Here is a 24,482-nt window from a genome sequence, read left to right as displayed (position 1 = left end):
TTCCGAGGAGTAATGTATGGATGTGGAAGAAATTGTGGCCCTTAGTGTAAAGCATAATGTCTCCGATCTACACCTGTGCAGTGATTCGCCACCGCGCTGGCGCAGAGTAGGCCGCCTTGAACCGGCTCCCTTTCCCTCTCCCGATGTGGATGCGTTACTGAAAACGTGGCTCAACGATGAGCAGCAGGGGGCATGGTGGGCAAGCGGGCAGGTGGATTTTGCCGTGACCCTTACGGGAAACCAGCGCCTGCGCGCAAGCGCCTTTAAACAGATGAAGGGCAACTCAATCACGCTACGCCTGTTGCCCCGGGCCTGTCCGCAGCTCTCCGCCCTGGGGGTTCCCCGGGCTATCCCGGAACTCTTATCCCACGACAGCGGGCTGATACTGGTGACGGGGGCAACCGGCAGCGGCAAATCTACCACCCTTGCGGCAATGGTGGATTTTCTTAATCACCAGACGGATGGGCATATTCTGACGCTGGAAGATCCGGTGGAGTTTGTCTATCAGAGTGAACGTTGCCTGATTCAGCAGCGGGAGATAGGCCTGCACAGTCCCTCATTTGCCGAGGCGCTTCGCGCTGCGTTGCGTGAAGATCCGGATGTCATCCTGCTGGGAGAACTGCGCGACAGCGAAACGATCCGCCTGGCCCTGACGGCCGCTGAAACCGGGCATCTGGTGCTGGCGACGCTGCACACGCGCGGTGCCTCTCAGGCGATTGAACGGCTGGTCGATACGTTCCCGGCGCAGGAGAAAGACCCGGTGCGTAATCAGCTGGCCGGCAGCCTGCGGGCGGTGCTGGCGCAAAGACTGCTTCCCGACCTGCAGGGTGGTCGCGTCGCGCTGTATGAGCTGCTGGTGAATACGCCAGCGGCAGCGAACCTTATCCGCGAAGGTAAAACGTGGCAGTTGCCCGGGATTATTCAAACCGGTCAGCAGGCGGGGATGCAGAACTTTGACCAGAGCCTGGCAGAGCGACGGGCGCAGGGGCGGTTGTAGGCCCCGGCGCTCAGTAACCCTGTTCTAAATAGCTTTCGAGGATAATGACGGCAGAAGCCGAATCGACGCTGCCTTTGTTGAGTGCGCGGAAACCCCCGTGCTCAAACAGGCCGGCACGCGCTTCGACGGTACTCAATCGTTCGTCGTGGAGTTTCACGGAAACGCCAAAGCGACCGTGGATTTTATTGGCAAACTTACGCGCGCGGGCGGTAAGCGGCTGTTCAGTGCCATCCATGTTCAGCGGCAGACCGACAATCACATCGTCTGGCTGCCACTCTCTGAGCAGACGCTCAATGAGGTTCCAGTCCGGTGTGCCGTCGTTCGCCTTAAGGGCCGTGAGCGGGCGAGCGGTGCCGGTGATACGCTGGCCGACGGCGACGCCAATGCTTTTCGTGCCAAAGTCGAAGGCCAGAAGTGTGCCGCTCATTACGCGTGCCCCGCTACGCCTGGCATGGTCAGAATATCAATGCCAATCAGTTTCGCCGCATCACGCCAGCGATCGGCGATAGGGGTTTTAAACAGGATATTCATATCCGCAGGTGCGGTGAGCCAGGCGTTATCCAGGATCTCCTGTTCAAGCTGACCCTTCTCCCAGGAGGCGTAACCCAGAGCCACCAGCACTTCGGAAGGCTGCTCTGCGGTGCCCAGCGTTTCCAGCACATCGCGGGAGGTGGTGATTACCGTGTTGTCAGAGATACGAATACTGGAAGAGAAAATGGGCGGCGTATGCAGGATAAACCCGCGATCCTCTGCAAGGGGGCCACCCAGCATTACCGGTTTATCAAGACGGATTTCCGGCAGGCGCGCTTCAGCTGTAATTTTCAGCTTTTCCAGAATCCCTTCAACCTGCAGGTTTTCCAGCGGTTTGTTGATGATAATGCCCATCGCGCCGTCTTCATTGTATTCACAAATATAAACCACGGAGCGGCGGAAAATCGGGTCCTGGAGAGCAGGCATGGCAATAAGAAAGTGATGCTGTAAATTCATTGTCAGAGGTACTGTTTCCTGGTTTAAAAAGCGACAGCCCCAGTATGCGGACAAACCGGGGGGCTGTCACTAATAGTATTGGTAAGTTATTTCTGGAGACGTTTTTCGATGGCGTCCATCAGCATTCCGGTGATCGAGACCGGGAATTCCGCTTCAATTTCACGAATGCAGGTCGGGCTGGTAACGTTCACTTCGGTCAGACGATCGCCAATGATATCCAGGCCAACAAAGATCAGGCCTTTGGCTTTCAGCGTTGGGCCGACGCGGCGGGCAATTTCCCAGTCGCTTTCGGTTAACGGACGCGGTTCACCACGGCCACCGGCCGCCAGATTGCCACGGGTTTCGCCCCCCTGCGGGATACGTGCCAGGCAGTAAGGCACGGGTTCACCATCCACGATCAGGACGCGTTTATCGCCATCTTTAATCGCGGGCAGATAGTTCTGTGCCATGCAGTAACGCGTACCCAGTTCGGTCAGCGTTTCGGCAATCACGCCGATATTCGGGTCGCCTTCTTTTACGCGGAAAATAGACGCACCGCCCATGCCGTCCAGCGGCTTCATGATGATATCACCGTGCTTCTGCCAGAATGCCTTAAGCTGTGTTTTGCTGCGGGTCACCAGCGTTTCCGGCGTCAGGTCGGAGAACCAGGCGGTGTAGAGCTTCTCGTTGCAGTCGCGCAGGCTCTGCGGTTTATTGACGATAAGCGTCCCTTTTTCTTCTGCGCGCTCAAGGATATAGGTGCAGTAGATGTATTCGGTGTCGAACGGAGGATCTTTACGCATCAGGATGACGTTGAGATCGGCGAGCGCAATATCCTGCTCGCTGCCGAATTCGTACCATTTGTCGTAATTCTGCTCGACGTTAACGATGCGGGTGCGTGCGCGGGCTTCACCGTTGATCAGATAAAGATCGTTCATCTCCATATAGTGGAGCTCATAGCCGCGTCGCTGCGCTTCCAGCAGCATGGCGAAGCTGGAATCTTTCTTGATGTTAATGTTTGCGATGGGGTCCATCACGATGCCGAGCTTGATCATGTTCTTCTCCGTTAATGGGTCAACCCAGATCGCCAAACCGCACCTGTAGCGCGGTGATGGCTGTGAGTGCCGTTGTCTCAGTGCGCAGAACGCGAGGTCCCAACAGAATATCAGTAAACTGGTAACGCGCCGTCATGGCAATTTCATCTGCCGACAGGCCGCCTTCCGGGCCAATCAGCAGGCGTACACGCTCAACGGGCAGCGGCAACGTATTGATGCTGGCGCTGGCGCGCGGATGGAGATTGAGCTTGAGCCCGCTCTCCTCTTCTGCACACCAGTCTTCCAGGTCCATCGCCGGGCGGATCTCCGGAATACGGTTGCGGCCACTCTGTTCGCAGGCAGCAATGGCAATTTTCTGCCACTGCTGGATCTTCTTGTTCAGACGTTCCGCGTCCAGTTTAACGCCGCAGCGCTCAGAAAAAAGTGGCGTAATGAGGCTTACACCCAGTTCAATGGATTTCTGAATGGTGAACTCCATCTTTTCCCCGCGCGACATCACCTGGCCCAGATGAATGTGCAGCGGCGATTCACGGTCATCGATTTCGCCGCGCAGCACATTGACGTGCACGCTTTTTTTATCCGCCCGCGTAATTTCCGCGTCGAAAACCTGGTTGGAGCCGTCAAACAGCTGAATCGCCTGGCCTGGCCCCATGCGCAGCACGCGGCCAACGTGGTTGGCGGCATCGTCAGACAGGGCGATTTCGCGGCCAGCGGTAATCAGTTCAGGGTGATAGATGCGAGGAATACGCATAGTCAAAAATTCCATGTGTCATGCTGTGTAAGCGAATTGCCGCTAGTGTAGGTTAGCTCTTTTGCGCCTGGCAAGCCCGCTGGACGTAAGGGTTATGATTCCCCTGGACCCTGGCGATGCGTTCGTCGCGCTGACATTCCCACTCGGTGACCGGGTATTGTTTATTCCAGGCGTTAAACAGTTGGGTTTGCTGGCGGGAAAGGTTGAGGTTGTAACGATCGCGCATATAGAAGTACGTGCGGGCAATGCTGCCGCGTGCCCGGGCGGGTGGCTCAGCGACTTTCTCTTTAAAATCAACCTTCATACCGCACTGGCCATACTGACCTTCGCCACCGTTCCACTGGCTGTACATAAAGTTGCCGCGATCGCCATTGACTTCGCCAACCGCCGGCTGCAGGTTGTGCATATCGCTTTCCATCTGACGATAGACCGGATCTTTGGCGCAGTTTTTACGTCCGCCATCCTGCCAGCACTGGCGCTGATGGCCAAACTGCCATGCCGGAACCACATGCTCCCACTCGATGCGGCTGGCGCGGTTTTCGTTTTTACGCACCTTATAGCCGCAGGATCCAAGGTCAACGATCCCTTTTTTACCCTGCCAGTTAATTTTGCAACCACAGTAGAAATCGCCCGGCACGTCAGCGTTGACCTTCACGCCTGCCGCTTTGGCCTGGGAAAAACTGTTGATACCGTCGGCCAGAGCCTGGCCGGAGAGGGCCGTTGTCAAAAAGGCAACCGCGAGAGAGAAATTACGGGACATCTTACACTCCGTGTCAAAACGAGCCCGCAACGTAGCGAAAGTTGTTCCGGTATGCAATCAGCCAGATCAGGAAAGTTCCTGAAAGTTCAGTTGGTTATTCTGTGACCAGTGGCTCGCCGCACTTCACGCAGCGGTAGGTTGCCTCGCCGCGTACCACACGATTATGGCGACGAACGGTGAGCTGATGCTGCTGGCACTGGCAGCGGTAGGGGAAGGTATTACGGCGTACCGATTCCAGTTCAAACTGATGAGTCCGGCGTGCCGGAACGCCGAGCACCGCCTCCATCATCCATTTCCACTCTTTGCCGTGCGGAGCCACGCGGCCGAAGTGTTTCCATACCAGAAGGTGTGCCAGTTCGTGCGGTACCACCTCCTCGATAAACGCCTGCTGGTTTTCCATCATCAGAACCGGGTTCAGGCGGATCTCATAGGATTCCAGCCAGGCGGTACCCGCCGCGGTTCCTCGCTGCTGGTAGACGAGTTTCGGCTCCGGATAATTACGGCCGAGCTTCAGGTTGGCCTGGGCGAGTTTTTCCCGCAGGCTGCGCATAACGGCTTGCTGAATGGCGATGGGGAGACGGGGTGCTTTCATAGGGGCAGAGCATAAAGCGCGAAGCGGGGAGGCGCAAGAGGCGCCTCCCGCAAGAGGATTAGTCGTGTGCGCCGATTTCGCGCAGCGGACGACCTTTCATCAGGTTACGTTCAATGTGTTCCAGTGAAACGTGTTTGGTTTCAGGAACCAGCCAGACGGTGAGAATAATAAAGAACAGGTTCAGACCGGCGTAGACCCAGAAGGTGTTCGCATTACCCAGCGTGTTGAGCATGGTCAGGAACGTGGCACCGACGATCATGTTGGCAATCCAGTTGGTCGCGGTAGAGCAGGTGATACCGAAATCACGCCCTTTCAGCGGCTGGATTTCAGAGCACAGAACCCAAATCAGCGGACCGGCACTCATTGCAAACCCGACGATAAACATCAGCAGCATACCTACCGCCAGGTACTGCGCGGTTGGAGAGTGAATGCCCATATGCATCATGGTACCGAGAATCCCCATACCGGCGGCCATCACCAGGAAGCCCAGGGTCAGCGTTGGCTTACGTCCCCAGCGGTCGACCAGACCGATGGCGATGAAAGTCGCCAGCACGTTGGTTAGCCCCACGATCACGGTGCCCCACATCTGCTCGGTGGTATTGGTATAACCCGCCAGTTCAAAGATTTTTGGCGCGTAATACATGATGACGTTCATCCCGGTGAACTGCTGCATTACCTGTAACAGCACGCCAAGGAACACCGCGCGGCGGAAGTTGCTGTTCTCTTTGAACAGCGCCCAGCCAGACTGTTTCACCTTCAGGCTTTCGCGGATCTCTTCCAGCTCGTTCTTCGCCTCTGCGCTGGTATCTCGCAGGCGCAAAAGTACCCGTTCAGCATCGTGGAAGCGGCGTTTGGCGGCAAACCAGCGCGGGCTGTCCGGCAGGAAGAAGACGCCAATCAGCAGCAGAACGGCTGGAATGATGATCACGCCCAGCATCCAGCGCCATGCGCCGCTGTAGCTGAACGCGGTATCGGACAGGTAAGCGCCCAGAATACCGATGGTGATCATCAGCTGGTACATCGAAATCATACTGCCGCGAATTTTCTCCGGCGCGATTTCTGACAGGTAAAGCGGCGCGGTATAAGACGCGACGCCCACGGCCAGCCCCAACAGCACGCGGGAAAGAATAAGCACTTCAACATTAGGGGCGGCGGCAGAGAAGAGGGAACCGGCAACGAAGAGGATCGCGCCAATCATCAGGCTCTTTTTACGTCCCAGCTTGAAAGAGAGCCAGCCGCTGCCGACGGCACCAACGGCAGCGCCAAACATCATGGAACTGACCACCCATTCCTGGGTGTGTGCGTTAATCTGGAATTCGTCTGCGATGAAGGGAAGAGCGCCGGCAATCACGCCGATATCCAGGCCAAAGAGTAATCCTGCCAGGGCGGCAAGGAAGCAGACGAAGAAAGTCATCGCCTTGTTGGACGTACGCCCCTGTTTATTATTGTCAGGCATTATGCCCTCCAGTTGGGTTATCAGTTTTATCGATGTTAAGGGTAGGTGAGCGACCCGTAAAAATATGTGAGACAAATCACAATGGTGTAATCGGTTACACTAAGCTGCAACCGTAAAAATAATTAAAGCTTTGAAAATATAGAGGTAAATTAATTGATGTGCATCGCGTTTGTTTGAATTTCAGACTTAACTGAAAGGAAATGTAACAGCAGAAGAAAGGCGATCATGCAAAGAGAATATTCTGAAAGCGGGGTATAGAAAGTGAGGTGTAAGCGGTTCCAAACATTGCCGCCACCCGACATAAAAAAGGCCAGCACAAAGGCTGGCCTGTTTAAGCAGCGGGTAGTCGATTACTTCAAACCGGCAGCTTCACGCAGCAGAGCGGCTTTGTCGGTTTTTTCCCATGGGAAATGTTCGCGACCAAAGTGACCGTATGCAGCGGTTTCTTTGTAGATTGGGTGCAGCAGATCCAGCATCTGAATCAGGCCGTATGGACGCAGGTCGAAGAACTCGCGCACCAGCAGGGTCAGCTGTTCTGAAGGCACTTTTTCAGTACCGAAGGTTTCAACCATGATGGAGGTTGGCTCTGCCACGCCGATGGCGTAGGAAACCTGGATCTCACAGCGGTCAGCCAGGCCTGCAGCAACGATGTTTTTCGCCACATAGCGTGCAGCGTAAGCAGCAGAACGGTCCACTTTTGATGGATCTTTACCGGAGAATGCACCGCCACCGTGACGCGCCATGCCGCCGTAGGTATCAACGATGATTTTACGACCGGTCAGACCGCAGTCACCCATTGGGCCGCCAATCACAAAGCGTCCGGTTGGGTTGATGAAGTATTTGGTTGCGCTGCTCAGCCATTCGGTTGGCAGAACAGGCTTGATGATCTCTTCCATCACTGCTTCCTGCAGGGATTTCTGATCGATATCTTCGGCATGCTGGGTAGACAGAACCACCGCGTCAATGCCGACGATTTTGCCGTCGTCGTACTGGAAGGTCACCTGGCTTTTTGCATCCGGGCGCAGCCATGGCAGGGTGCCGTTTTTACGCACTTCAGCCTGGCGCTGCACCAGACGGTGCGCGTAAGTCACCGGTGCTGGCATCAGCACGTCGGTTTCGTTGGTTGCATAGCCGAACATCAGGCCCTGGTCGCCCGCGCCCTGTTCCAGCGGATCGGCACGGTCAACGCCCTGGTTGATGTCTGGAGACTGTTTACCAATTGCGCTCAGAACCGCGCAGGAATTGGCATCAAAGCCCATATCAGAATGTACATAACCGATCTCACGTACCGTGTTACGGGTGATCTCTTCGATATCAACCCATGCGCTGGTGGTGATCTCACCGCCAACCAGAACCATGCCGGTTTTGACATAGGTTTCACACGCTACGCGCGCTTTCGGATCCTGAGTCAGGATCGCATCCAGCACCGCATCGGAGATTTGGTCAGCAATTTTATCAGGATGTCCTTCTGATACGGACTCGGACGTAAACAGGTGTTTTGCCATGTTTTATTTCACCTAAGAGGAATTTGGTTAGCTCAAGCTGCTGTGTGGAATAGCCAAAGGAGATAATTCTACCAAGGCCGCAGGTTTTTTGACACTGGCAGTATGAGTGTTAATCAGTATAGATGGATTAACATCTGGATGGCTATTTTAGGTCACTTCTTCGCCCGATTTCCAGTTTTTTTTGACAACGCTCTCACTGAGTTGAATTCATTACTGGAAATTTTTCCTGACGCTCCTGGCAACCCGCGTATTTATCTTTTGCTTTTTACCCCTGTTCTCGGTATAAAACGCGGCGCGCGGCTCATACCAAAAAAGCGCTCGATGAACTCATCGTGTCGCCACTTCCAGCCGGGTTAAGCAGTGAACTTTTAGCTTTGGCTTGTGGTCCGTTTCAGCAGAGGCGGCCGTGGAGGTGATACGAGATAATGAACCATCGTTTTCCGCTAATTCAGCGCAGCCGTTCTGGCGCGCATTTGATTCCCGCAACCCACATTTCTAGTCTGCAAACCTGCCGATGTTATACCCATCTCGGCGCTTCTCAGGATTCCAGGGCCGGTCACGCTTTGTGAAAACTGAACAAGGGCGCTCTTGTTAATACAAGAGTTTTCTCGTGGTTTCGCCGAACCTTGTCATACAGAGTTCGGATACGTGTTTTACAATGATATGAATAAGAAACCGGTCGCACGGTCTGGATTTCAGCATACTCTGCTGGGAAACGGAGCCGTTTATGGGTTGTTATCGCCGTATAACGCTGCGATAGTAGTCAACTGTTTTACACTTAATACAAAGAGTTGAGGTTCGCTATGTCTGACGACATGTCTTCTTTTTCGCCTTCGTCAGCGGGCGAACAGGGTGTACTACGTTCCATGCAGGAGGTTGCGATGAGCTCCCAGGAAGCCAGCAAGATGCTGCGCACTTACAATATTGCCTGGTGGGGCAATAACTACTACGACGTCAACGAGCTGGGCCACATCAGCGTCTGCCCGGACCCGGACGTCCCTGAAGCGCGCGTGGATCTCGCCAAACTGGTGAAAGCACGTGAGGCGCAGGGCCAGCGTTTGCCTGCACTGTTCTGCTTCCCGCAGATCCTGCAACACCGTCTGCGTTCTATTAACGCCGCGTTCAAGCGTGCGCGTGAATCTTACGGTTACAAAGGCGACTACTTCCTGGTTTACCCCATCAAGGTGAACCAGCACCGCCGCGTCATTGAATCCCTGATCCACTCCGGCGAACCGCTGGGCCTGGAAGCGGGTTCAAAAGCAGAGCTGATGGCCGTACTGGCGCATGCGGGCATGACCCGTTCAGTGATCGTCTGTAACGGCTATAAAGACCGTGAATACATTCGTCTGGCGCTGATTGGCGAGAAGATGGGCCATAAGGTCTATCTGGTTATCGAGAAGATGACAGAAATCGCCATCGTACTGGAAGAAGCCGAGCGCCTGAACGTGGTGCCACGTCTTGGCGTGCGTGCGCGTCTGGCCTCGCAGGGTTCCGGTAAATGGCAGTCCTCCGGCGGCGAAAAATCTAAATTCGGTCTGGCGGCAAACCAGGTACTGCAGCTGGTGGAAATTCTGCGCGAGCGCGGTCGTCTGGACAGCATTCAGCTGCTGCACTTCCACCTCGGTTCGCAGATGGCCAACATTCGTGATATCGCTACCGGCGTGCGTGAGTCAGCGCGTTTCTACGTTGAGCTGCACAAGCTCGGCGTCAATATTCAGTGCTTTGACGTGGGCGGCGGCCTGGGCGTGGACTATGAAGGTACCCGCTCGCAGTCCGACTGCTCCGTGAACTACGGCCTGAACGAATACGCGAACAACATTATCTGGGCGATTGGCGATGCCTGTGAAGAGCACGGCCTGCCGCACCCGACGGTGATCACCGAGTCTGGCCGCGCGGTGACCGCGCACCATACGGTGCTGGTCTCTAACATCATCGGCGTTGAGCGCAGCGAAATCACCGAAGCGACGCCTCCGCAAGACGATGCCCCGCGTTCGCTGCAAAGCATGTGGGAAACCTGGCAGGAGATGCATGAGCCAGGCACGCGCCGTTCACTGCGCGAATGGCTGCACGACAGCCAGATGGACCTGCATGATATTCACGTCGGCTACTCTTCAGGCACCTTTAGCCTGCAGGAGCGCGCGTGGGCCGAGCAGCTTTATCTGAACATGTGCCATGAAGTGCAGAAACAGCTGGACCCGAGCAACCGTGCGCACCGTCCGATTATCGACGAATTGCAGGAACGTATGGCGGACAAGATTTACGTCAACTTCTCGCTGTTCCAGTCGATGCCGGATGCCTGGGGTATCGATCAGCTGTTCCCGGTTCTGCCGCTGGAAGGGCTGAATCACGCCCCGGAACGTCGTGCGGTGCTGCTGGACATCACCTGTGACTCCGACGGTGCCATCGACCACTATGTTGACGGCGACGGTATCGCAACGACCATGCCAATGCCGGAATACGACCCGGAGAACCCGCCAATGCTGGGCTTCTTTATGGTCGGCGCGTATCAGGAGATCCTTGGCAACATGCATAACCTGTTCGGTGATACCGAAGCGGTTGACGTGTTTGTCTTCCCTGACGGCAGCGTGGAAGTGGAGCTGTCTGACGAAGGTGACACCGTGGCGGACATGCTGGAATACGTGCAGCTGGATCCGAAAACCCTGCTGACGCAATTCCGCGATCAGGTGAAAAACACCGGTCTGGATGACGCGCTGCAGCAGCAGTTCCTGGAAGAGTTTGAAGCGGGTCTGTACGGGTACACCTACCTGGAAGACGAGTAAGGCAAACCTCCCTCTCCCCGTGGGCTGAGGGATCCCCAGTAATATGGTCATGCCACCATGACCATATTACTGTACTCTTTTCCCAGCTTTTTCATCTCGTTAACTATATTCAGCCGTCTCACTTTCCCGGGCTCATGCCGGATGACTTCTTCTGCCAGACTCAGGTATGACAGCACCCGTCTGTGCCTGATGCTGCTTGCCTGATAGTGCCAGTGTAAACACTGCCTTTCTGCCCTGTAACCTGCCAGCCACATCACCAGGCTTGCCATTGCCGCGACCATATTCAGCACTTCCAGTCGCCCTTTTCCCTGACTCCGGCTCAGCCTCAGACCGAACCCGAAGCGTGGACTTTTGTCGTCCCGGAAGTTTTGTTCTATCTGCATTCTGCGGCTGTACAGGGCCATTATCTGGTGCGGCTCCAGTCCCTCTGCATTACTGAACAGCAGCCAGGGCTCCCGCGCGCTACTGCGGTGTTCCCGCTGTGTTTTCGGCATCCCCCCTTTTCCCTGACGCCCTGCGTCAGGGCGCTTATGCAGATAGAACCGGCCGTAACAGGGCGTTCGTGGTTTACGGGACAGGACACCGTAACCCACGCAGACCGGTTGTCCGGTAGCCTCAAGCTCACTGATTTTCATCCATTTTTTATCTCCGTCCAGCCGGAAGCTGATGCAGCCCCTGACCCTGCCGGTGAAGCTCCAGCCCAGCTGGCTGACATGCCGGAACCAGTCTGTCCGGAAGCCTGCATCCGTAATGATGGTGACGGCTTTATCTTTCGGGATGGCATCATGCAGGCGGTCAAGGAAGCGGCACTGTACATCACTGTTCTGCGCCAGCTCTGCGGGGACAACCTCACTCATAAGCGGCAGTGAGCGACCATTACAGACCAGGCTTGCCCGCAGAAGATACCAGTTCCTGTCATGCCAGCCTGTCCAGTCGACAGCAATCACACAGAAGGGCATCAGGGAGGTGATGGTATGTGTGAGCAGGTGCTGAATACGGGGAATATCCCGGTGAAGGGCGGTATTACCCAGGGCACGGTCAACACGTTTAATTTTATTTTTGACGTGCGCTCTGCCGGGAAGAGTGCGACCAAGGCTGGTCAGGGTCAGATCCGCACCGTGCGTGAGGGCAACGGCCATGGAAACAAGGACATTAATCCGGAAGCTGTGAACATCCGGTAAAGACGCGGAGAAAAATTTCTGGCAGACTGTCTGTAAAGGCACGATGAGGTCTCTTCTGATTTGTTAGCGCAACCAGTAGATCACACTTCATCGTGCTTTTCATTTTTCTGGGGAACCCTCAGCCCCGTGGGAGAGGGTTAGGGTGAGGGGCAAAGACCGCACAATGCCCTATACTCACTTGAACCCGTATGAATTAACGGCGATAATTCGCCCCAATAAGCGATTTACGAATCAATCCCTTCCTCGTCGGGTTTAACGACGCGGAGGGGATTTTTTTTCATCTGTTTTTAACGCATCGACTTTAAAAGAGGTCAGGACATGAGCACTTTAGGTCATCAGTACGACAACTCTCTGGTATCTAACGCGTTTGGTTTTTTACGCCTTCCGATGAACTTCCAGCCGTACGACAGCGATGCTGACTGGGTGATCACCGGCGTGCCGTTTGATATGGCCACATCAGGCCGTGCGGGCGGTCGTCACGGCCCGGCGGCGATCCGTCAGGTTTCCACCAACCTGGCCTGGGAGCATAACCGCTTCCCGTGGAACTTCGACATGCGCGAACGCCTGAATGTGGTGGACTGCGGTGACCTGGTGTACGCCTTCGGTGACGCGCGTGAAATGAGCGAAAAGCTGCAGGCCCACGCCGAGAAACTGCTGGCTGCCGGTAAACGCATGCTCTCCTTCGGTGGCGACCACTTCGTGACCCTGCCGCTGCTGCGCGCCCACGCGAAGCACTTCGGTAAAATGGCGCTGGTGCACTTCGATGCGCACACCGACACCTACGCGAACGGCTGCGAGTTCGACCACGGTACCATGTTCTACACCGCACCGAACGAAGGTCTGATCGATCCTAACCACTCCGTGCAGATCGGTATCCGTACCGAGTTTGACAAAGACAACGGCTTCACCGTGCTGGACGCCTGTCAGGTGAACGATCGCGGCGTGGATGACATCATCGCGCAGGTTAAGCAGATCGTCGGTGATATGCCGGTGTACCTGACCTTCGACATCGACTGTCTGGATCCGGCGTTTGCGCCGGGCACCGGTACGCCGGTGATCGGCGGGCTGACCTCAGACCGCGCCATCAAACTGGTGCGCGGCCTGAAGGATCTGAACATTGTCGGGATGGACGTGGTGGAAGTGGCGCCTGCCTATGACCAGTCCGAGATCACCGCGCTGGCCGCGGCGACCCTGGCACTGGAAATGCTCTATATCCAGGCTGCGAAAAAAGGCGAATAAGCCTTACGCGCTGATTGCTGCTGCGCGACGCATGCGCAGCAGCAACATTCCCCCCGCCAGCAGGGTGATAATCTGCGACACCACCAGCACGGAAAAGCCAGAGCTGACCGACCCCACCGATCTCATCACCATCCCCATCAGCAGTGGAATAAAGGCGGCACAAATATTGCCGATCCCATTAATGATGCCGTACGCGCTTCCCACCGCCTCCCGCGCGGCGTGATGTTGGATCACCGCCGGAATGGCCGCGCCCTGAAGTCCCCAGAAGACGTTAGCCGACAGCATAAACAGCGCCAGCCAGGCAGGCTGATGGCTGAGCATCAGCGCGATCACGGACAACGCCGTCAGCGCCCCGCCCGCGACAAACAGCAGCGGTGCCTGTTCCGGCCGCATTTTATCGAGCAGTACCCCGCCAAGGAATTTTGAGCCCAGGCTCAACAGAAAGGGGATGGCAGCGAGCATGCCCGTGGCGTGCAGCGAGAAGTGATGTTCGTCGCGTAGCCACGCCGGGAGCCAGGCGCTGCTCCCCCAGAGATAGCTCAGCGTGGCGATTTCAACCAGCAGGATCCAGCCCAACAGCGGGGTTTGCCACGCAAGCATCACTGTCTCTGCGAGCCCCCGTTTGTGCATTTTTACTGTACCGCGCGGTGCCGGCAGGAAACGCCAGATCAGGCCGCCACCGAGCACCAGGTTGATTGCCGCCAGCGCATAAAACGATCCGGCCCAGCCCAGATGGGCCATCAGCCAGGTCACCAGCGGAAAGCCCACGGCCAGACCGAGTGAGACGCCCAGTGCGGTCACGGCGTTGGGTTTGCCAACCTCTTCCGCACGAAAGTTATCGATGATAAAGCGGGTTTTCAGTGAAAAGAGCGGTCCTTCAGCGATCCCCAGAATCACACGGGCGATGAGCATTCCCATTAGCGATCCGAGTAAGGGAGAAATGGCGCAGACCAGAGCCCAAATCGCAATGCTGCTTAATAATCCATGTCGATAATGCAGTTTGCTTTCGATAACCGGTGTTAATAATAAAGCCGATAATCCATAACCCAGAAGAAAGCAGGTCATTAACATTCCCTGTAACATTCTGTTTTCATTTAACTGAAAATGTTCGGCAAATTCCGGGTTTAAAATCATCACCGAAATATTTACCCGGTCAATGTAGGAAATAATAATGAGAAATAACAGTGCAATTGTGCCTTGCCATCTTGCCGTCATATTGCCCGCCTTATGCGTTCTCGCATTTATATTTTTATCAATGTGATTGTCACGGGTGTAAAATGGTTCACCAGTGAAACTTGTTGTTTTTAAAGATGTATTTTTAAATGTGTTTCATGGGTGAAACACGGTGCTTTTTCAGTTATTTATTTTTAAGGAAGAAAAAGAAAAGAAGTCAATATTTTTTATTTGCGCTTTGAGTTCATCACTAAAACGTATTCATTCACGCCTTACTAATGAAAATTTCATATCGCTGCATTTTTTCGTGATCCCTTGCACACTTAGCTTATTAATTGTCGATTGATTAACAAATTCGTCACATTGACGCTTGACGAAACATTCATCGCTTTTATATTGACCGTATTAAATAAGAAACAGAGTTTCATATATGAAACAAAGGCCTGGAGGATCGTGATGAGCTGGATAGGCGTATGTGACGCAGAACAAGTACAGGAAGATTTCCCTTTTAGCGGCAACGTTGAAGGTAAAGAGATCGGCGTTTATTTAATCGACGGCGAATATTACGCGCTGGAAGACGTATGCCCGCACGCCTATGCGCTGCTGAGTCAGGGCTTTGTCGAGGACGGCAAAGTGGAATGCCCGCTGCACGAGGCGGTGTTCGACGTCAAAACCGGCCAGTGCCTGCACGGCCCCGGCGGCCGAAACCTCAACCGCTACCCGGTTCGGGTATTTGAAAACCAAATCCAGATTACTTTTGTCGAGGAGACCGTGGCATGAGCGACATCCTGAACTTCAACCCGGCGCTGCCCGAAAGCCGCCAGTTTACGCCCCCGGCAGAGGGCGGGAACGGCGCCATTCATAAACCGGGTGAGTATCAGAACCTGATCTGGCAGACCCGCAGCCGGGTGCCGGAAAACTGGGAAATGAGCCTTATCGCCACGCTGGAAGATCTCTTTGAGCAGGGCGTTGAAACCTTGCCGGAGCTGGTCAACGGGCTGAACGCAGTGCGCATGCATGACCAGCAGGGCGAGCCGTGGAGCGACGCCAGCTTCCAGGCATTCTTACAGGTTAACGGCTACTGAGGACGACGCGATGACAACTACCGTACAAAACTATCTCGATAAAGGTCTGCGTGGCCTCTGGTATCCGGTGCTGGCGAGCTGGGAAGTGCAGTCTGCGCCCGTGGGCATTACTCGTCTGGGCGAACAGATTGTGGTCTGGCGCAATAAAGACGGTCAGGTGCAGGCGCTGGAAGACCGCTGTCCGCACCGCGGCGCGCGTCTGTCGATGGGCTGGAACCTTGGTGACCGCATCGCCTGCTGGTATCACGGCGTGGAAGTGGCGGGAAACGGTGAAGTGAAAGACGTGCCCGCCGTGGACAAATGTCCGCTGGTCGGCCAGCAGTGCGTGCGCAGCTATCAGGTGCAGGAGGCGCACGGTGCCATCTTCCTGTGGTTTGGCGTCACCGCCGATCAGCAGCCGGACGAGCTGACCTTCCCGGATGAACTCGCCGACACGGAACATTTCAGCAACTTCCTCTGCACCGCGGCCTGGAAATGTAACTACCAGTACGCGCTGGAAAACGTGATGGATCCGATGCACGGTACGTATCTCCACTCCTCCTCGCACTCGATGGCGGAAGGGGATCGCAAGGCCGACATGGTCCTGCAGCCGACGAAGACCGGCTTTATCTTCGAGAAAAAAGGGCAGAGCGGCGTCAACTTCGACTGGGTGGAGCTGGGCAATAGCGGCACCTGCTGGATGCGACTCTCCATTCCCTATAAGAAGCGTTTCGGACCGGGTGGCCACTTCTTCATCGTTGGCATGGTGGTGCCGGAAGATAACGACAACTGCCGCGTCTTCTTCTGGCGTATCCGCCGCGTACAGGGCTGGCAGCGCGATATGTGGCGATTCATGTACCGTAACCGCCTGGAAAAACTGCACTGGGAGGTGCTGGAGCAGGACCGCGTGGTGCTGGAAAGCCTGGCGCCAAATGCCCGCGACCATGAATACCTGTACCAGCACGATGTCGGCCTCTCACGCCTGCGCCGCATGATGCAAAAGGCCGCTAAAGAGCAACTGGCGATGCGTGAAGCGCAGCAGGGAGCGGCCTGATGAATGCGCTGCTGAGCGGAAAACGCATTGTGGTGACCGGCGCCGCGCGCGGGCTGGGCTATCACTTCGCCAGCGCCTGCGCGGAGCAGGGCGCCGCGGTGGTGATGTGCGACATTCTTGAAGGCGAGCTGGCCGAAAGCGCACACGCTCTGCGGGCACAGGGTTTTACGATCGAATCGCACGTTATCGATCTCGCCGATCCGGCCTCCATTGAGCAGGTGTTCAATGCGATTGGCGAGCAGGGGCAGATTGACGGGCTGGTAAATAACGCGGCGATGGCGACCGGCGTGGGCGGCAAAAACATGCTCGATTACGACCCGGATCTGTGGGACCGGGTAATGCGCGTCAACGTCAAAGGCACCTGGCTGGTGACGCGCGCCGCCGTGCCGCTGCTGCGCGATGGCGCAGGGATTGTGAACGTGGCGTCCGACACAGCACTTTGGGGTGCGCCGCGCCTGATGGCCTACGTGGCCAGCAAAGGGGCCGTGATTGCCATGACCCGCTCAATGGCGCGCGAGCTTGGTGAAAAGCGTATTCGAATCAACGCCATCGCGCCGGGGCTGACCCGCGTCGAGGCAACGGAATATGTTCCCGCCGAACGACACCAACTCTACGAAAACGGCCGGGCGTTAACGGGGGCACAGCAGCCGGAAGATGTCACCGGCAGCGTGGTCTGGCTGTTAAGCGATCTGTCGCGGTTTATCACCGGGCAGCTGATCCCGGTCAACGGCGGTTTTGTCTTTAACTAAGGTAGGGCGATGATGGCAAACGATCAGGAAGTGAAGTATCTGGTGCCGGGGCTGGAGCGTGGCCTGCAGCTGCTGTTGGCCTTTGGCGAGCAGCATCGCGAACTGACCTTTGCCGAGCTGCACCGGCTGGTGGATATGCCGAAGGCCACCGCCTACCGCGTGGTGCAGACCCTGGAGTATATGGGCTTTCTGGAGCGCAACACCCGTACCAATACCTTCTCGCTCGGCATGAACGTGCTGCGTCTGGGTTTTGAGTACATCGCCTCGCTGGATGTGGCGCAGGTGGGTCAGCCGGTGATTGAACAGCTGCGCGACGTAAGCCAGTGCAGCAGCCATCTGGCGATCCGCGATGGGCGCGACATCATCTACATCGCCCGCGTCAGCGCCGCCGGATCACGCATCAACCAGGTCAGCATTGGTACCCGTTTGCCGGTGCACTGCACCTCGCTTGGCCGCATGCTGTTGACCGATATTTCCCGCGCCGATTTCGAACAGCTGTTCCCGCAGGAGCGCCTGCCGGGCAACACACCGGGTCAGCTTCACGATCGTGAAGCCCTGTGGCAGATGGTGCAGCAGGACAAAGCCCGGGGGTACGTGATCGGTGAATCCTTCTTCCGCCACGGTATCTCCTCCATCGTTTATCCGGTGTTTGACCGAAGCCATCGCGTGGCGGCGGTAGTGAGCATTCTGGTGCCGTCGGAAGAGATCCCACAAGCCGACCGCGAGCGACTGCAAAACGAGGTTCGTCTGGCGGCGGACAAAATTTCTGGCTTCTTAGGGTATTTATCACAGGCCAGTTAAATCAGTGAGTTAACGTCAGGCGCTTTGCTGCGTCGGGCATGTTTTACGCCCAATTTGGGCCAGATGAGGCAACGAACGATGAGTGTAACCGGAATTGAAAAGCTGGAATTTGGCGTTGAAGACCTGACGCACTGCGCCAAATTTATGCGTGATTTTGGCCTGACGGGCGATGCCAGCGGCCAGCGTTTTACCACCCTGAGCGGCGCGCGCGTGGAACTTAACCCGATCGACAGCCCCGACCTGCCCCCGGCGTTTGAAGCGGGCAACACCCTGCGCCGCATGACATGGGCGGTTGCCGCACAGTCCGATCTGGATGCGCTGCGTCCGAAGCTTGCGCAGCAGCCCGGCTTTCGCGAAGTGGGTGATGCCCTGGAGTGTCTTGACCCGAACGGCATGACGCTGCGTGTGCAGGTCAGCCAGCAGACCGACGTGGAACTGAATGTTGAGCCGATCAACCAGTGGGGCGACGCTCGTCGTATCGACACCCCCAGCCCGGTTTACGATCGCGCCCAGCCCATTAACGTGGGGCACGTGGTGTTCTTCGTGGAGGAGCTCGCGGCGGTGGAGACATTTTACCGCGAGGTGCTCGGCTTCCAGGTCTCTGACCGCTACATCAACCGCGCCGTGTTTCTGCGCTGCGGCGTGCGCGGGGGGCATCACAACCTGTTCCTGCTGCAGCTGCCGAACCGCAAGCGCGGCCTGAACCACGTAGCCTTTACCGTGCGCGATATTCACGAAGTGATCGGCGGCGGGATTGCGATGAACAAAAACGCCTGGAGCACGTTTATCGGACCCGGCCGCCATCCGGTGTCGTCAGCCTACTTCTGGTACGTCAACAGCCCGACCGGCGGGGCGTTCGAGTATTACACCATTGACGACTACCTGACGGAAAACTGGCAGCCGCGCGAGCTGGAGCATTCGCTGGTCTCCTTTACCGAGTGGGCGGTGGAAGGCGGGATCGATCACGACACGCGACGCCAGCAGAAAAAACCGGAGGCCGTATGACGTCGCGCATTGTCATTATTGGTGGCGGTCAGGCGGGAGGCTGGGCGGCGAAAACCCTGCGTGACGAAGGCTTTGACGGTGAGATCTGCGTGGTGGCGGAAGAGGCGTGGGATTTCTATGAACGTCCGCCGCTGTCGAAGGCGGCTCTGCTGGAGACGGACGCGACGCTTCCGCGACTCTTTACTGAAGAGGCTCAGCAGGCGCTGAATCTGACCTGGTACCGTCCGCTGCGCGCGGAGCAGATTGACCGCAACGCAAAAACGGTGCGTTTGAGCAACGGCGCACATCTTAGTTACAACATACTTTTAATTGCCACCGGAGGGCGGGCGCGCCTGCCGGGCGAGGCATGGTCTGTGCATCCGCAGGTCTACACCCTCCGCCACTGGCAGGACGCGCAGCGCCTGAAACGTCGGCTTGCGGAAAGTCAAAAGCTGGCGATTGTGGGCGGCGGCTGGATAGGCCTGGAGATTGCCGCTTCTGCGCGCAAAAGCGGCGTCGCGGTCACCCTGTTCGAGCAGCAGCCTGCGCTGTGCATGCGCTCGGTGAGCGGCGAGGTATCGCAGCGCTTAGAGACCATTCACCGTGAGCAGGGCGTGGAGATCCGAACCGGCTGCGGCGCGCTGGAGCTGGAGGACGATAACGGCCTGCCGGTCATTCACTGTGATGGCAAACGTGAAACCTTTGATGCGGTGGTGGTAGGGATCGGCGTCGATCTCAATCTGGAACAGGCGCGCGACGCGGGGCTGCAAACCGAACGCGGGATCGTGGTGGATGCGCAGGGCCGCACGTCGGATCCGTCCATCTTCGCTGCCGGGGATGTGGCACAGCATCATCATTACGGCCTTTGTATTCAGTCCTGGGCCTTCGCCCAGAATCAGGCGGTGGCGGCGGCAAAAGCGATGCTTAACCCCGATGCGGCAGGCTATGACGACGCGCCGTGGCTATGGTCGGATCAATACCAGCACAACATTCAGATCCTCGGCATTCCGCAGCCGGGCAGCCGCACCATAGTACGTGAAGACGCGCTGTACTTCTCGCTGGACGAAAACGGGCGCCTGACGCAGCTGGTGGCGTTCAACGATGCGCGCACCGTCAAGCTGGCAAAGCGCTGGATGGCGGCCGGGCGGGATTTATCAGATGTGCCGCTCGCCGACCCGACTTTTTCACTGATGTCATTGCGATAGTTAACCCGCACCCGTAGGGGGAGACATGACCACATTAGACACTAACACCGCGCCCGTTGAGGCGAGCGGTGAGGGGACCCGCACGCCTGAAAAAGCGGTGCGCTGGGCCATCCCGCTGTCGCTGCTGGCCTGCGTGCTGCTGGCGTTTTTCGACAAAATCAGCATTGCCGCGCTGTTTTCTGATGGCCATTTCCAGCAGGCGATGGGCATCGATTTTGACACCACGCGCCTCGGCATTCTGATGAGCACCTTCCTGTTGAGCTACGGCTTTTCATCGGTCTTTCTCAGTGGGCTGGGGGACAAAATCGCCCCGCTGCGCCTGCTCACCGGGATGATGGTGGTGTGGTGCGTGCTGATGGTGGCGATGGGCTTTACCCATAACTACACGCTGATGATCGTGCTGCGCATTCTGCTGGGCGTGGCGGAGGGGCCGCTGTTCCCGCTGGCCTTCGCCATTGTGCGCCACAACTTCCCGCAGCATCTGCAGGCGCGCGCCACCATGCTGTGGCTGCTGGGCACGCCGGTAGGGGCGGCGATTGGCTTCCCGCTCTCACTCTGGCTGCTGAACACCTTCGGCTGGCAGAGCACCTTCTTCGTGATGGCGATGCTGACCGTACCGGTGCTGATCTTCGTGCGCGTCGGTCTGCGCGGGATCCGTCTGGAGGCGAAAAGCGGTACGTCACAGACCTCCCGGGACGAACGGCGTGCCGCACGGCGCGAGCTGTTTGTCAGCCCGCACTTCTGGATCATCTGCATCTTTAACATCGCTTTCCTGACCTACCTGTGGGGCATTAACGGCTGGCTGCCGGGCTACCTGATCAAGGGGAAGGGCATTCACCTGGAACATGCGGGCTGGCTGTCGTCGATGCCGTTCATCGCCATGCTGGCGGGGGAAGTGATTGGCGCATGGCTCTCTGACCGGGTCGATAAGCGCGCAGCGGCCTGCTTCATCTCCATGGCGGGGGCCGCTGTCGGGCTCACGGCCGTAATGCACCTCGATACCCCGCTGACCATCATTGCGGCGATGAGCTTCAGCACATTCATGTGGGGCACCGGGGCACCCAACATTTTCGCCCTGCTGGCAAAGGCTACCCATCCAAGGGTGAGCGCCACGGCGGGCGGCATTTTCAACGGGCTGGGAAACTTTGCGGGCGCGCTGTCGCCAGCGGTGATGGGCGCGCTTATCGCCTTCACCCACAGCATGGATTCCGGGCTGATTTTTCTGGCGGTGATGGCGGCGGTGGGCTGCGTCCTGTTACTGCCGCTGCTGAGACGTTACTGAGGAGAGTGTCATGACTGATTCAACCGTAACCAACCCATCTGGCATCAAACCTGACCACCTGACGATGGAAGAGTGGGTCGAGTCCCGTATTGCGCGCTTTGAGGGCCGTAAATACGACTGGAACGCGCTGAAGTTCCAGGCCGATTTTGACCCGAAATACCGCCGCGCGCAGATGCGCTATATCGGCACCGGTGCTACCGGCGTGGCGAGCGACACCAACACCGTACAGGCGGAGCATTTTACCTTTTCCACCATGGTACTGCCGTCGAAGTGCGAAGGGCCGCTGCACTTGCACGACGATGTGGAAGAGGTGTTCTTCATGCTCAAAGGGCAGATCACGCTGATGATCCAGGACGGCGATAACTACACCGAAACCGTGCTGCGCGAGCGTGGCCTGATCTCCGTGCCGCCGGGGATCTATCGCGGGCTGTTTAACCACGGCGAAGAAGAGGCGCTGATGTGCGTCATGCTGGGCACTAACAAGCCGGAAATTCCGACCTACCCGGCGGACCATCCGCTCTCGAAAGTGAAGCGGAACTAAGGGGGCATGATGACGGGTTTTCGTGAACAGGGAAGCGGCATTCCGCTGATGCTGCTGCACGGGATCAGCTCTGGCGCAGCCTCCTGGCACAAGCAGATGGCGCTGAACGGTTTTCGCGTGCTGGCGTGGGACATGCCCGGTTATGGCGAAAGCCCGATGCTGGCCGCGGAACGGGCGAACGCGGGGGATTACGCCGATGCGCTGGCGGCGATGCTTGACCGGGCTGGCGTGTGGCAGGCGGTGCTGGTGGGCCATTCACTCGGGGCACTGGTTGCCAGCGCCTTTGCGGCGAAATATCCGGATCGTGTGCTGCATCTGGTGCTGGCGGACGCCGCGCAAGGTTACGGCCGCGCCGCGCCGGAGCAGCGCGAGCAGGTCTGGCGCAGCCGTGAGCAACAGATTGCACTCGGCGGCGAAATCCTCGCGCAAACCCGCGCCGCAAAACTGCTGCGTCCCGGCGCGCGTGAAGCGGATATCGCCACCGTGGCAGCGGGCATGCGCAGGCTTCGACCCGAGGGCTACCTCGCCGCCGCGTGGATGCTGGCGCACGACGATATTCATGGCTGGCTGAAGCGCTATTCAGGCAACTTTGAAGTGTGGTGCGGCGAGCAGGATGCGATCACGCAACCCGAGCTGGTGCAGGGGCTGGCGCTGCGCTACGGCATGCCGTTTATCGCCATTGCCCAGGCGGGACATGCCAGCTATCTCGATAACGACGCGTTTTTTAACCAACAGCTTTTACGTATTAACGAAGAGGTGCGCGATGAATGCACAAATTGACGGACGCGTAGCGGTCGTCACCGGCGGTTCTTCTGGTATTGGCTTTGAAACGCTACGCCTGCTGCTGGGCGAGGGGGCAAAAGTGGCCTTCTGTGGCCGCGATCCGGATCGCCTCGCCAGCGCCCATGCCGCGCTGCATAACGAATACCCCGACGGGGAGGTTTTCTCTTATCGCTGCGACGTGCTGAACGCTGACGAGATGCAGGCCTTCGCGGATGCCGTTCAGGTGCGCTTTGGTGCCGTGGACATGCTGATCAACAACGCCGGGCAGGGATATGTGGCGCACTTCCATGACACCCCGCGCGAGGCGTGGCTGCATGAAGCTGAACTCAAACTGTTTGGCGTGATCAACCCGGTGCAGGCGTTTCAGCCTTTGCTGGAGCAGTCCGACATCGCTTCCATCACCTGCGTGAACTCCCTGCTGGCGCTGCAGCCGGAGGAGCACATGATTGCCACCTCTGCTGCCCGCGCCGCGCTGCTGAATATGACGCTGACGCTCTCAAAAGAGCTGGTGGGCAAAGGCATCCGAGTGAATTCCATATTGCTTGGCATGGTGGAGTCCGGGCAGTGGCAGCGTCGCTTTGAAAACCGGACAGACAAAAGCCAGAGCTGGCCGGAGTGGACGGCGGAGATCGCCCGCAAACGCGGTATTCCGATGGCGCGTCTCGGCAAGCCGCAGGAGCCCGCGCAGGCGCTGCTGTTCCTCGCCTCGCCGCTGGCTTCGTTTACCACCGGTGCGGCACTGGACGTTTCCGGCGGCTTTTGCCGCCATCTGTAAGGACACATCATGAAAAAGATTATGTTGATTGGTTTTGGCGCCATGGCGCAGGCGGTGATTGAGCGCCTGCCCGCTGGCGTGGCTATCGGCTGGATTGTGGCGCGCGAGGCCCATCATGCGGCGATTCACGCGCAGTTTGGTGATGCGGTAGTGGCATTGACCTCACCGCTGGAATGCGCGCAAACGCCCGACCTGGTGCTGGAGTGCGCCAGCCAGCAGGCGGTAGCGCAGTACGGTGAGGATATTTTACGTCGCGGCTGGCATCTGGCGGTTATTTCGACCGGCGCACTGGCGGACAGCGCGCTCGAACAGCGCCTGCTCAACGCCGGCGGCAGACTGACGCTGCTCTCCGGGGCGGTAGCCGGTATCGACGGGCTGGCGGCGGCGAAAGAGGGCGGGCTGGCGCGTGTGACCTACCAGTCGCGTAAAAGCCCGGCCAGCTGGCGCGGCAGCTATGCCGAGCAGCTTATCGATCTTAATTCGGTATCTGCTGCGCAGGTCTTTTTTGAAGGCAGCGCCCGCGAGGCGGCACGACTGTTTCCGGCCAACGCCAACGTGGCGGCCACCGTGGCACTCGGCGGCGTGGGAATGGACGACACGCGCGTACAGCTGATGGTCGACCCGTCAACGAAACGTAACACCCACACGCTGCACGTTGAAGGCGCGTTTGGTGAATTCCATCTGGAGCTAAGCGGCCTGCCGCTTGCCTCTAACCCGAAAACCTCCACCCTGGCGGCACTCAGCGCGGTACGTGCCTGCCGCGAGCTGGCCATGAGCTGAGGAGTGACG

General features: G+C 57.6%; 27 protein-coding genes. 17 read left to right on the top strand and 10 right to left on the bottom strand.

The annotated features are described in order from the left end of the window. The first annotated feature begins 16 nt into the window (after positions 1-16). A complete protein-coding gene (locus ACQG19_RS20430; protein WP_029883139.1) occupies positions 17-997 on the top strand; it encodes a type IV pilus twitching motility protein PilT in 981 nt (326 codons plus the stop codon). Between the two features lie 10 nt (positions 998-1,007). Here ACQG19_RS20430 and ruvX read toward each other — a convergent pair whose 3' ends face one another. The 8 genes from ruvX to metK all read right to left on the bottom strand — a co-directional run bounded on the left by ruvX (position 1,008) and on the right by metK (position 8,082). Beyond that, complete coding sequence (gene ruvX, locus ACQG19_RS20425; protein ID WP_246932804.1) at positions 1,008-1,424, bottom strand: Holliday junction resolvase RuvX; 417 nt, start codon at positions 1,422-1,424, stop codon at positions 1,008-1,010. Beyond that, positions 1,424-1,984 carry a YqgE/AlgH family protein gene (locus ACQG19_RS20420; RefSeq protein ID WP_013098664.1) on the bottom strand — a complete coding sequence of 187 codons (561 nt, stop codon included), beginning with the start codon at positions 1,982-1,984 and terminating at the stop codon, positions 1,424-1,426. The genes ruvX and ACQG19_RS20420 overlap by 1 nt, the downstream gene beginning before the upstream one ends. 86 nt (positions 1,985-2,070) lie before the next feature. Further along, on the bottom strand, positions 2,071-3,018 hold the full coding sequence (gshB, locus tag ACQG19_RS20415; RefSeq protein WP_023620782.1) for a glutathione synthase: 948 nt from the start codon (positions 3,016-3,018) through the stop codon (positions 2,071-2,073). Between the two features lie 19 nt (positions 3,019-3,037). Then, complete coding sequence (gene rsmE / locus ACQG19_RS20410; protein WP_057071845.1) at positions 3,038-3,769, bottom strand: 16S rRNA (uracil(1498)-N(3))-methyltransferase; 732 nt, start codon at positions 3,767-3,769, stop codon at positions 3,038-3,040. A 52-nt stretch (positions 3,770-3,821) separates the two neighbouring features. Continuing rightward, positions 3,822-4,529: a deoxyribonuclease I gene (gene endA / locus ACQG19_RS20405; protein WP_246932805.1), complete on the bottom strand. Its 708-nt coding sequence runs from the start codon at positions 4,527-4,529 to the stop codon at positions 3,822-3,824. 94 nt (positions 4,530-4,623) lie between these two features. Continuing rightward, complete coding sequence (locus tag ACQG19_RS20400; protein ID WP_246932807.1) at positions 4,624-5,121, bottom strand: SprT family zinc-dependent metalloprotease; 498 nt, start codon at positions 5,119-5,121, stop codon at positions 4,624-4,626. A 58-nt stretch (positions 5,122-5,179) separates the two neighbouring features. Continuing rightward, on the bottom strand, positions 5,180-6,577 hold the full coding sequence (gene galP / locus ACQG19_RS20395; protein ID WP_013098659.1) for a galactose/proton symporter: 1,398 nt from the start codon (positions 6,575-6,577) through the stop codon (positions 5,180-5,182). 350 nt (positions 6,578-6,927) lie between these two features. Beyond that, positions 6,928-8,082, bottom strand: a complete 1,155-nt coding sequence (gene metK / locus ACQG19_RS20390; protein ID WP_013098658.1) for a methionine adenosyltransferase — start codon at positions 8,080-8,082, stop codon at positions 6,928-6,930. Positions 8,083-8,507: 425 nt separating this feature from the next. Between metK and ACQG19_RS20385 the strand changes: the two genes are divergently transcribed. The 3 genes from ACQG19_RS20385 to speA all read left to right on the top strand — a co-directional run bounded on the left by ACQG19_RS20385 (position 8,508) and on the right by speA (position 10,862). After that, a complete protein-coding gene (locus tag ACQG19_RS20385) occupies positions 8,508-8,651 on the top strand; it encodes a hypothetical protein (protein ID WP_418926928.1) in 144 nt (47 codons plus the stop codon). Positions 8,652-8,745: 94 nt separating this feature from the next. Beyond that, positions 8,746-8,877, top strand: coding sequence for an acid stress response protein YqgB (gene yqgB, locus ACQG19_RS20380; RefSeq protein WP_127312443.1), 132 nt, complete (start codon positions 8,746-8,748; stop codon positions 8,875-8,877). A gap of 8 nt (positions 8,878-8,885) precedes the next feature. Continuing rightward, complete coding sequence (speA, locus tag ACQG19_RS20375; protein WP_014833212.1) at positions 8,886-10,862, top strand: biosynthetic arginine decarboxylase; 1,977 nt, start codon at positions 8,886-8,888, stop codon at positions 10,860-10,862. Between the two features lie 47 nt (positions 10,863-10,909). On the opposite strand, the gene ACQG19_RS20370 is transcribed toward speA, so the two are convergent. Beyond that, on the bottom strand, positions 10,910-12,085 hold the full coding sequence (locus ACQG19_RS20370; RefSeq protein WP_038418736.1) for an IS4 family transposase: 1,176 nt from the start codon (positions 12,083-12,085) through the stop codon (positions 10,910-10,912). A 276-nt stretch (positions 12,086-12,361) separates the two neighbouring features. Between ACQG19_RS20370 and speB the strand changes: the two genes are divergently transcribed. Beyond that, positions 12,362-13,282, top strand: coding sequence for an agmatinase (gene speB, locus ACQG19_RS20365; protein ID WP_002434404.1), 921 nt, complete (start codon positions 12,362-12,364; stop codon positions 13,280-13,282). Positions 13,283-13,285: 3 nt separating this feature from the next. On the opposite strand, the gene ACQG19_RS20360 is transcribed toward speB, so the two are convergent. Beyond that, on the bottom strand, positions 13,286-14,497 hold the full coding sequence (locus ACQG19_RS20360) for an MFS transporter (RefSeq protein ID WP_222168916.1): 1,212 nt from the start codon (positions 14,495-14,497) through the stop codon (positions 13,286-13,288). A 414-nt stretch (positions 14,498-14,911) separates the two neighbouring features. Here ACQG19_RS20360 and ACQG19_RS20355 point away from each other — a divergent pair, with 414 nt between their 5' ends. The 12 genes from ACQG19_RS20355 (at position 14,912) to ACQG19_RS20300 (ending at position 24,473) form a co-directional block, all read left to right on the top strand. Further along, the gene (locus ACQG19_RS20355) at positions 14,912-15,235 is read left to right on the top strand and encodes a Rieske (2Fe-2S) protein (protein WP_013098654.1); all 324 of its coding nucleotides are present in this window, start codon (positions 14,912-14,914) and stop codon (positions 15,233-15,235) included. Further along, positions 15,232-15,540, top strand: a complete 309-nt coding sequence (locus tag ACQG19_RS20350; RefSeq protein ID WP_020687064.1) for a recombinase-like helix-turn-helix domain-containing protein — start codon at positions 15,232-15,234, stop codon at positions 15,538-15,540. The genes ACQG19_RS20355 and ACQG19_RS20350 overlap by 4 nt, the downstream gene beginning before the upstream one ends. Before the next feature lie 10 nt (positions 15,541-15,550). Further along, entirely contained in the window at positions 15,551-16,573 is a 1,023-nt protein-coding gene (locus ACQG19_RS20345) for an aromatic ring-hydroxylating oxygenase subunit alpha (RefSeq protein WP_013098652.1), read from the top strand. Beyond that, positions 16,573-17,322, top strand: a complete 750-nt coding sequence (locus ACQG19_RS20340) for an SDR family oxidoreductase (protein ID WP_013098651.1) — start codon at positions 16,573-16,575, stop codon at positions 17,320-17,322. The genes ACQG19_RS20345 and ACQG19_RS20340 overlap by 1 nt, the downstream gene beginning before the upstream one ends. Positions 17,323-17,334: 12 nt before the next feature. After that, positions 17,335-18,123, top strand: coding sequence for an IclR family transcriptional regulator (locus ACQG19_RS20335; protein ID WP_028028063.1), 789 nt, complete (start codon positions 17,335-17,337; stop codon positions 18,121-18,123). Positions 18,124-18,201: 78 nt separating this feature from the next. Further along, positions 18,202-19,128, top strand: coding sequence for a VOC family protein (locus ACQG19_RS20330; protein WP_426725980.1), 927 nt, complete (start codon positions 18,202-18,204; stop codon positions 19,126-19,128). Continuing rightward, the gene (locus ACQG19_RS20325; protein ID WP_139937098.1) at positions 19,125-20,312 is read left to right on the top strand and encodes an NAD(P)/FAD-dependent oxidoreductase; all 1,188 of its coding nucleotides are present in this window, start codon (positions 19,125-19,127) and stop codon (positions 20,310-20,312) included. The genes ACQG19_RS20330 and ACQG19_RS20325 overlap by 4 nt, the downstream gene beginning before the upstream one ends. Before the next feature lie 25 nt (positions 20,313-20,337). Continuing rightward, positions 20,338-21,594, top strand: coding sequence for an MFS transporter (locus ACQG19_RS20320; RefSeq protein ID WP_246932809.1), 1,257 nt, complete (start codon positions 20,338-20,340; stop codon positions 21,592-21,594). Between the two features lie 10 nt (positions 21,595-21,604). Further along, complete coding sequence (locus ACQG19_RS20315) at positions 21,605-22,135, top strand: cupin domain-containing protein (protein ID WP_426725979.1); 531 nt, start codon at positions 21,605-21,607, stop codon at positions 22,133-22,135. 9 nt (positions 22,136-22,144) lie between these two features. Continuing rightward, on the top strand, positions 22,145-22,915 hold the full coding sequence (locus ACQG19_RS20310) for an alpha/beta fold hydrolase (protein WP_045902711.1): 771 nt from the start codon (positions 22,145-22,147) through the stop codon (positions 22,913-22,915). Continuing rightward, complete coding sequence (locus tag ACQG19_RS20305; protein WP_020687070.1) at positions 22,899-23,693, top strand: SDR family oxidoreductase; 795 nt, start codon at positions 22,899-22,901, stop codon at positions 23,691-23,693. Before ACQG19_RS20310 ends, ACQG19_RS20305 begins: the two co-directional genes overlap by 17 nt. A gap of 9 nt (positions 23,694-23,702) precedes the next feature. Further along, positions 23,703-24,473: an aspartate dehydrogenase gene (locus ACQG19_RS20300; RefSeq protein ID WP_029883147.1), complete on the top strand. Its 771-nt coding sequence runs from the start codon at positions 23,703-23,705 to the stop codon at positions 24,471-24,473. Positions 24,474-24,482 lie beyond the last annotated feature (9 nt).

This window comes from Enterobacter cloacae complex sp. 277I4 (assembly GCF_050031465.1).
GTDB classification, from domain to species: Bacteria; Pseudomonadota; Gammaproteobacteria; order Enterobacterales; family Enterobacteriaceae; genus Enterobacter; species Enterobacter cloacae.
This window is presented reverse-complemented; position numbering and strand designations above follow the sequence as displayed.

What these genes read in the sequence shown, in the direction of transcription:
- ACQG19_RS20430 (WP_029883139.1), top strand. Translation starts at nt 17, where the DNA reads ATGGATGTGGAAGAAATTGTGGCCCTTAGTGTAAAGCATAATGTCTCC.
- ruvX (WP_246932804.1), bottom strand. Translation starts at nt 1,424, where the DNA reads ATGAGCGGCACACTTCTGGCCTTCGACTTTGGCACGAAAAGCATTGGC.
- ACQG19_RS20420 (WP_013098664.1), bottom strand. Translation starts at nt 1,984, where the DNA reads ATGAATTTACAGCATCACTTTCTTATTGCCATGCCTGCTCTCCAGGAC.
- gshB (WP_023620782.1), bottom strand. Translation starts at nt 3,018, where the DNA reads ATGATCAAGCTCGGCATCGTGATGGACCCCATCGCAAACATTAACATC.
- rsmE (WP_057071845.1), bottom strand. Translation starts at nt 3,769, where the DNA reads ATGCGTATTCCTCGCATCTATCACCCTGAACTGATTACCGCTGGCCGC.
- endA (WP_246932805.1), bottom strand. Translation starts at nt 4,529, where the DNA reads ATGTCCCGTAATTTCTCTCTCGCGGTTGCCTTTTTGACAACGGCCCTC.
- ACQG19_RS20400 (WP_246932807.1), bottom strand. Translation starts at nt 5,121, where the DNA reads ATGAAAGCACCCCGTCTCCCCATCGCCATTCAGCAAGCCGTTATGCGC.
- galP (WP_013098659.1), bottom strand. Translation starts at nt 6,577, where the DNA reads ATGCCTGACAATAATAAACAGGGGCGTACGTCCAACAAGGCGATGACT.
- metK (WP_013098658.1), bottom strand. Translation starts at nt 8,082, where the DNA reads ATGGCAAAACACCTGTTTACGTCCGAGTCCGTATCAGAAGGACATCCT.
- ACQG19_RS20385 (WP_418926928.1), top strand. Translation starts at nt 8,508, where the DNA reads ATGAACCATCGTTTTCCGCTAATTCAGCGCAGCCGTTCTGGCGCGCAT.
- yqgB (WP_127312443.1), top strand. Translation starts at nt 8,746, where the DNA reads ATGAATAAGAAACCGGTCGCACGGTCTGGATTTCAGCATACTCTGCTG.
- speA (WP_014833212.1), top strand. Translation starts at nt 8,886, where the DNA reads ATGTCTGACGACATGTCTTCTTTTTCGCCTTCGTCAGCGGGCGAACAG.
- speB (WP_002434404.1), top strand. Translation starts at nt 12,362, where the DNA reads ATGAGCACTTTAGGTCATCAGTACGACAACTCTCTGGTATCTAACGCG.
- ACQG19_RS20360 (WP_222168916.1), bottom strand. Translation starts at nt 14,497, where the DNA reads ATGACGGCAAGATGGCAAGGCACAATTGCACTGTTATTTCTCATTATT.
- ACQG19_RS20355 (WP_013098654.1), top strand. Translation starts at nt 14,912, where the DNA reads ATGAGCTGGATAGGCGTATGTGACGCAGAACAAGTACAGGAAGATTTC.
- ACQG19_RS20350 (WP_020687064.1), top strand. Translation starts at nt 15,232, where the DNA reads ATGAGCGACATCCTGAACTTCAACCCGGCGCTGCCCGAAAGCCGCCAG.
- ACQG19_RS20345 (WP_013098652.1), top strand. Translation starts at nt 15,551, where the DNA reads ATGACAACTACCGTACAAAACTATCTCGATAAAGGTCTGCGTGGCCTC.
- ACQG19_RS20340 (WP_013098651.1), top strand. Translation starts at nt 16,573, where the DNA reads ATGAATGCGCTGCTGAGCGGAAAACGCATTGTGGTGACCGGCGCCGCG.
- ACQG19_RS20335 (WP_028028063.1), top strand. Translation starts at nt 17,335, where the DNA reads ATGGCAAACGATCAGGAAGTGAAGTATCTGGTGCCGGGGCTGGAGCGT.
- ACQG19_RS20330 (WP_426725980.1), top strand. Translation starts at nt 18,202, where the DNA reads ATGAGTGTAACCGGAATTGAAAAGCTGGAATTTGGCGTTGAAGACCTG.
- ACQG19_RS20325 (WP_139937098.1), top strand. Translation starts at nt 19,125, where the DNA reads ATGACGTCGCGCATTGTCATTATTGGTGGCGGTCAGGCGGGAGGCTGG.
- ACQG19_RS20320 (WP_246932809.1), top strand. Translation starts at nt 20,338, where the DNA reads ATGACCACATTAGACACTAACACCGCGCCCGTTGAGGCGAGCGGTGAG.
- ACQG19_RS20315 (WP_426725979.1), top strand. Translation starts at nt 21,605, where the DNA reads ATGACTGATTCAACCGTAACCAACCCATCTGGCATCAAACCTGACCAC.
- ACQG19_RS20310 (WP_045902711.1), top strand. Translation starts at nt 22,145, where the DNA reads ATGACGGGTTTTCGTGAACAGGGAAGCGGCATTCCGCTGATGCTGCTG.
- ACQG19_RS20305 (WP_020687070.1), top strand. Translation starts at nt 22,899, where the DNA reads ATGAATGCACAAATTGACGGACGCGTAGCGGTCGTCACCGGCGGTTCT.
- ACQG19_RS20300 (WP_029883147.1), top strand. Translation starts at nt 23,703, where the DNA reads ATGAAAAAGATTATGTTGATTGGTTTTGGCGCCATGGCGCAGGCGGTG.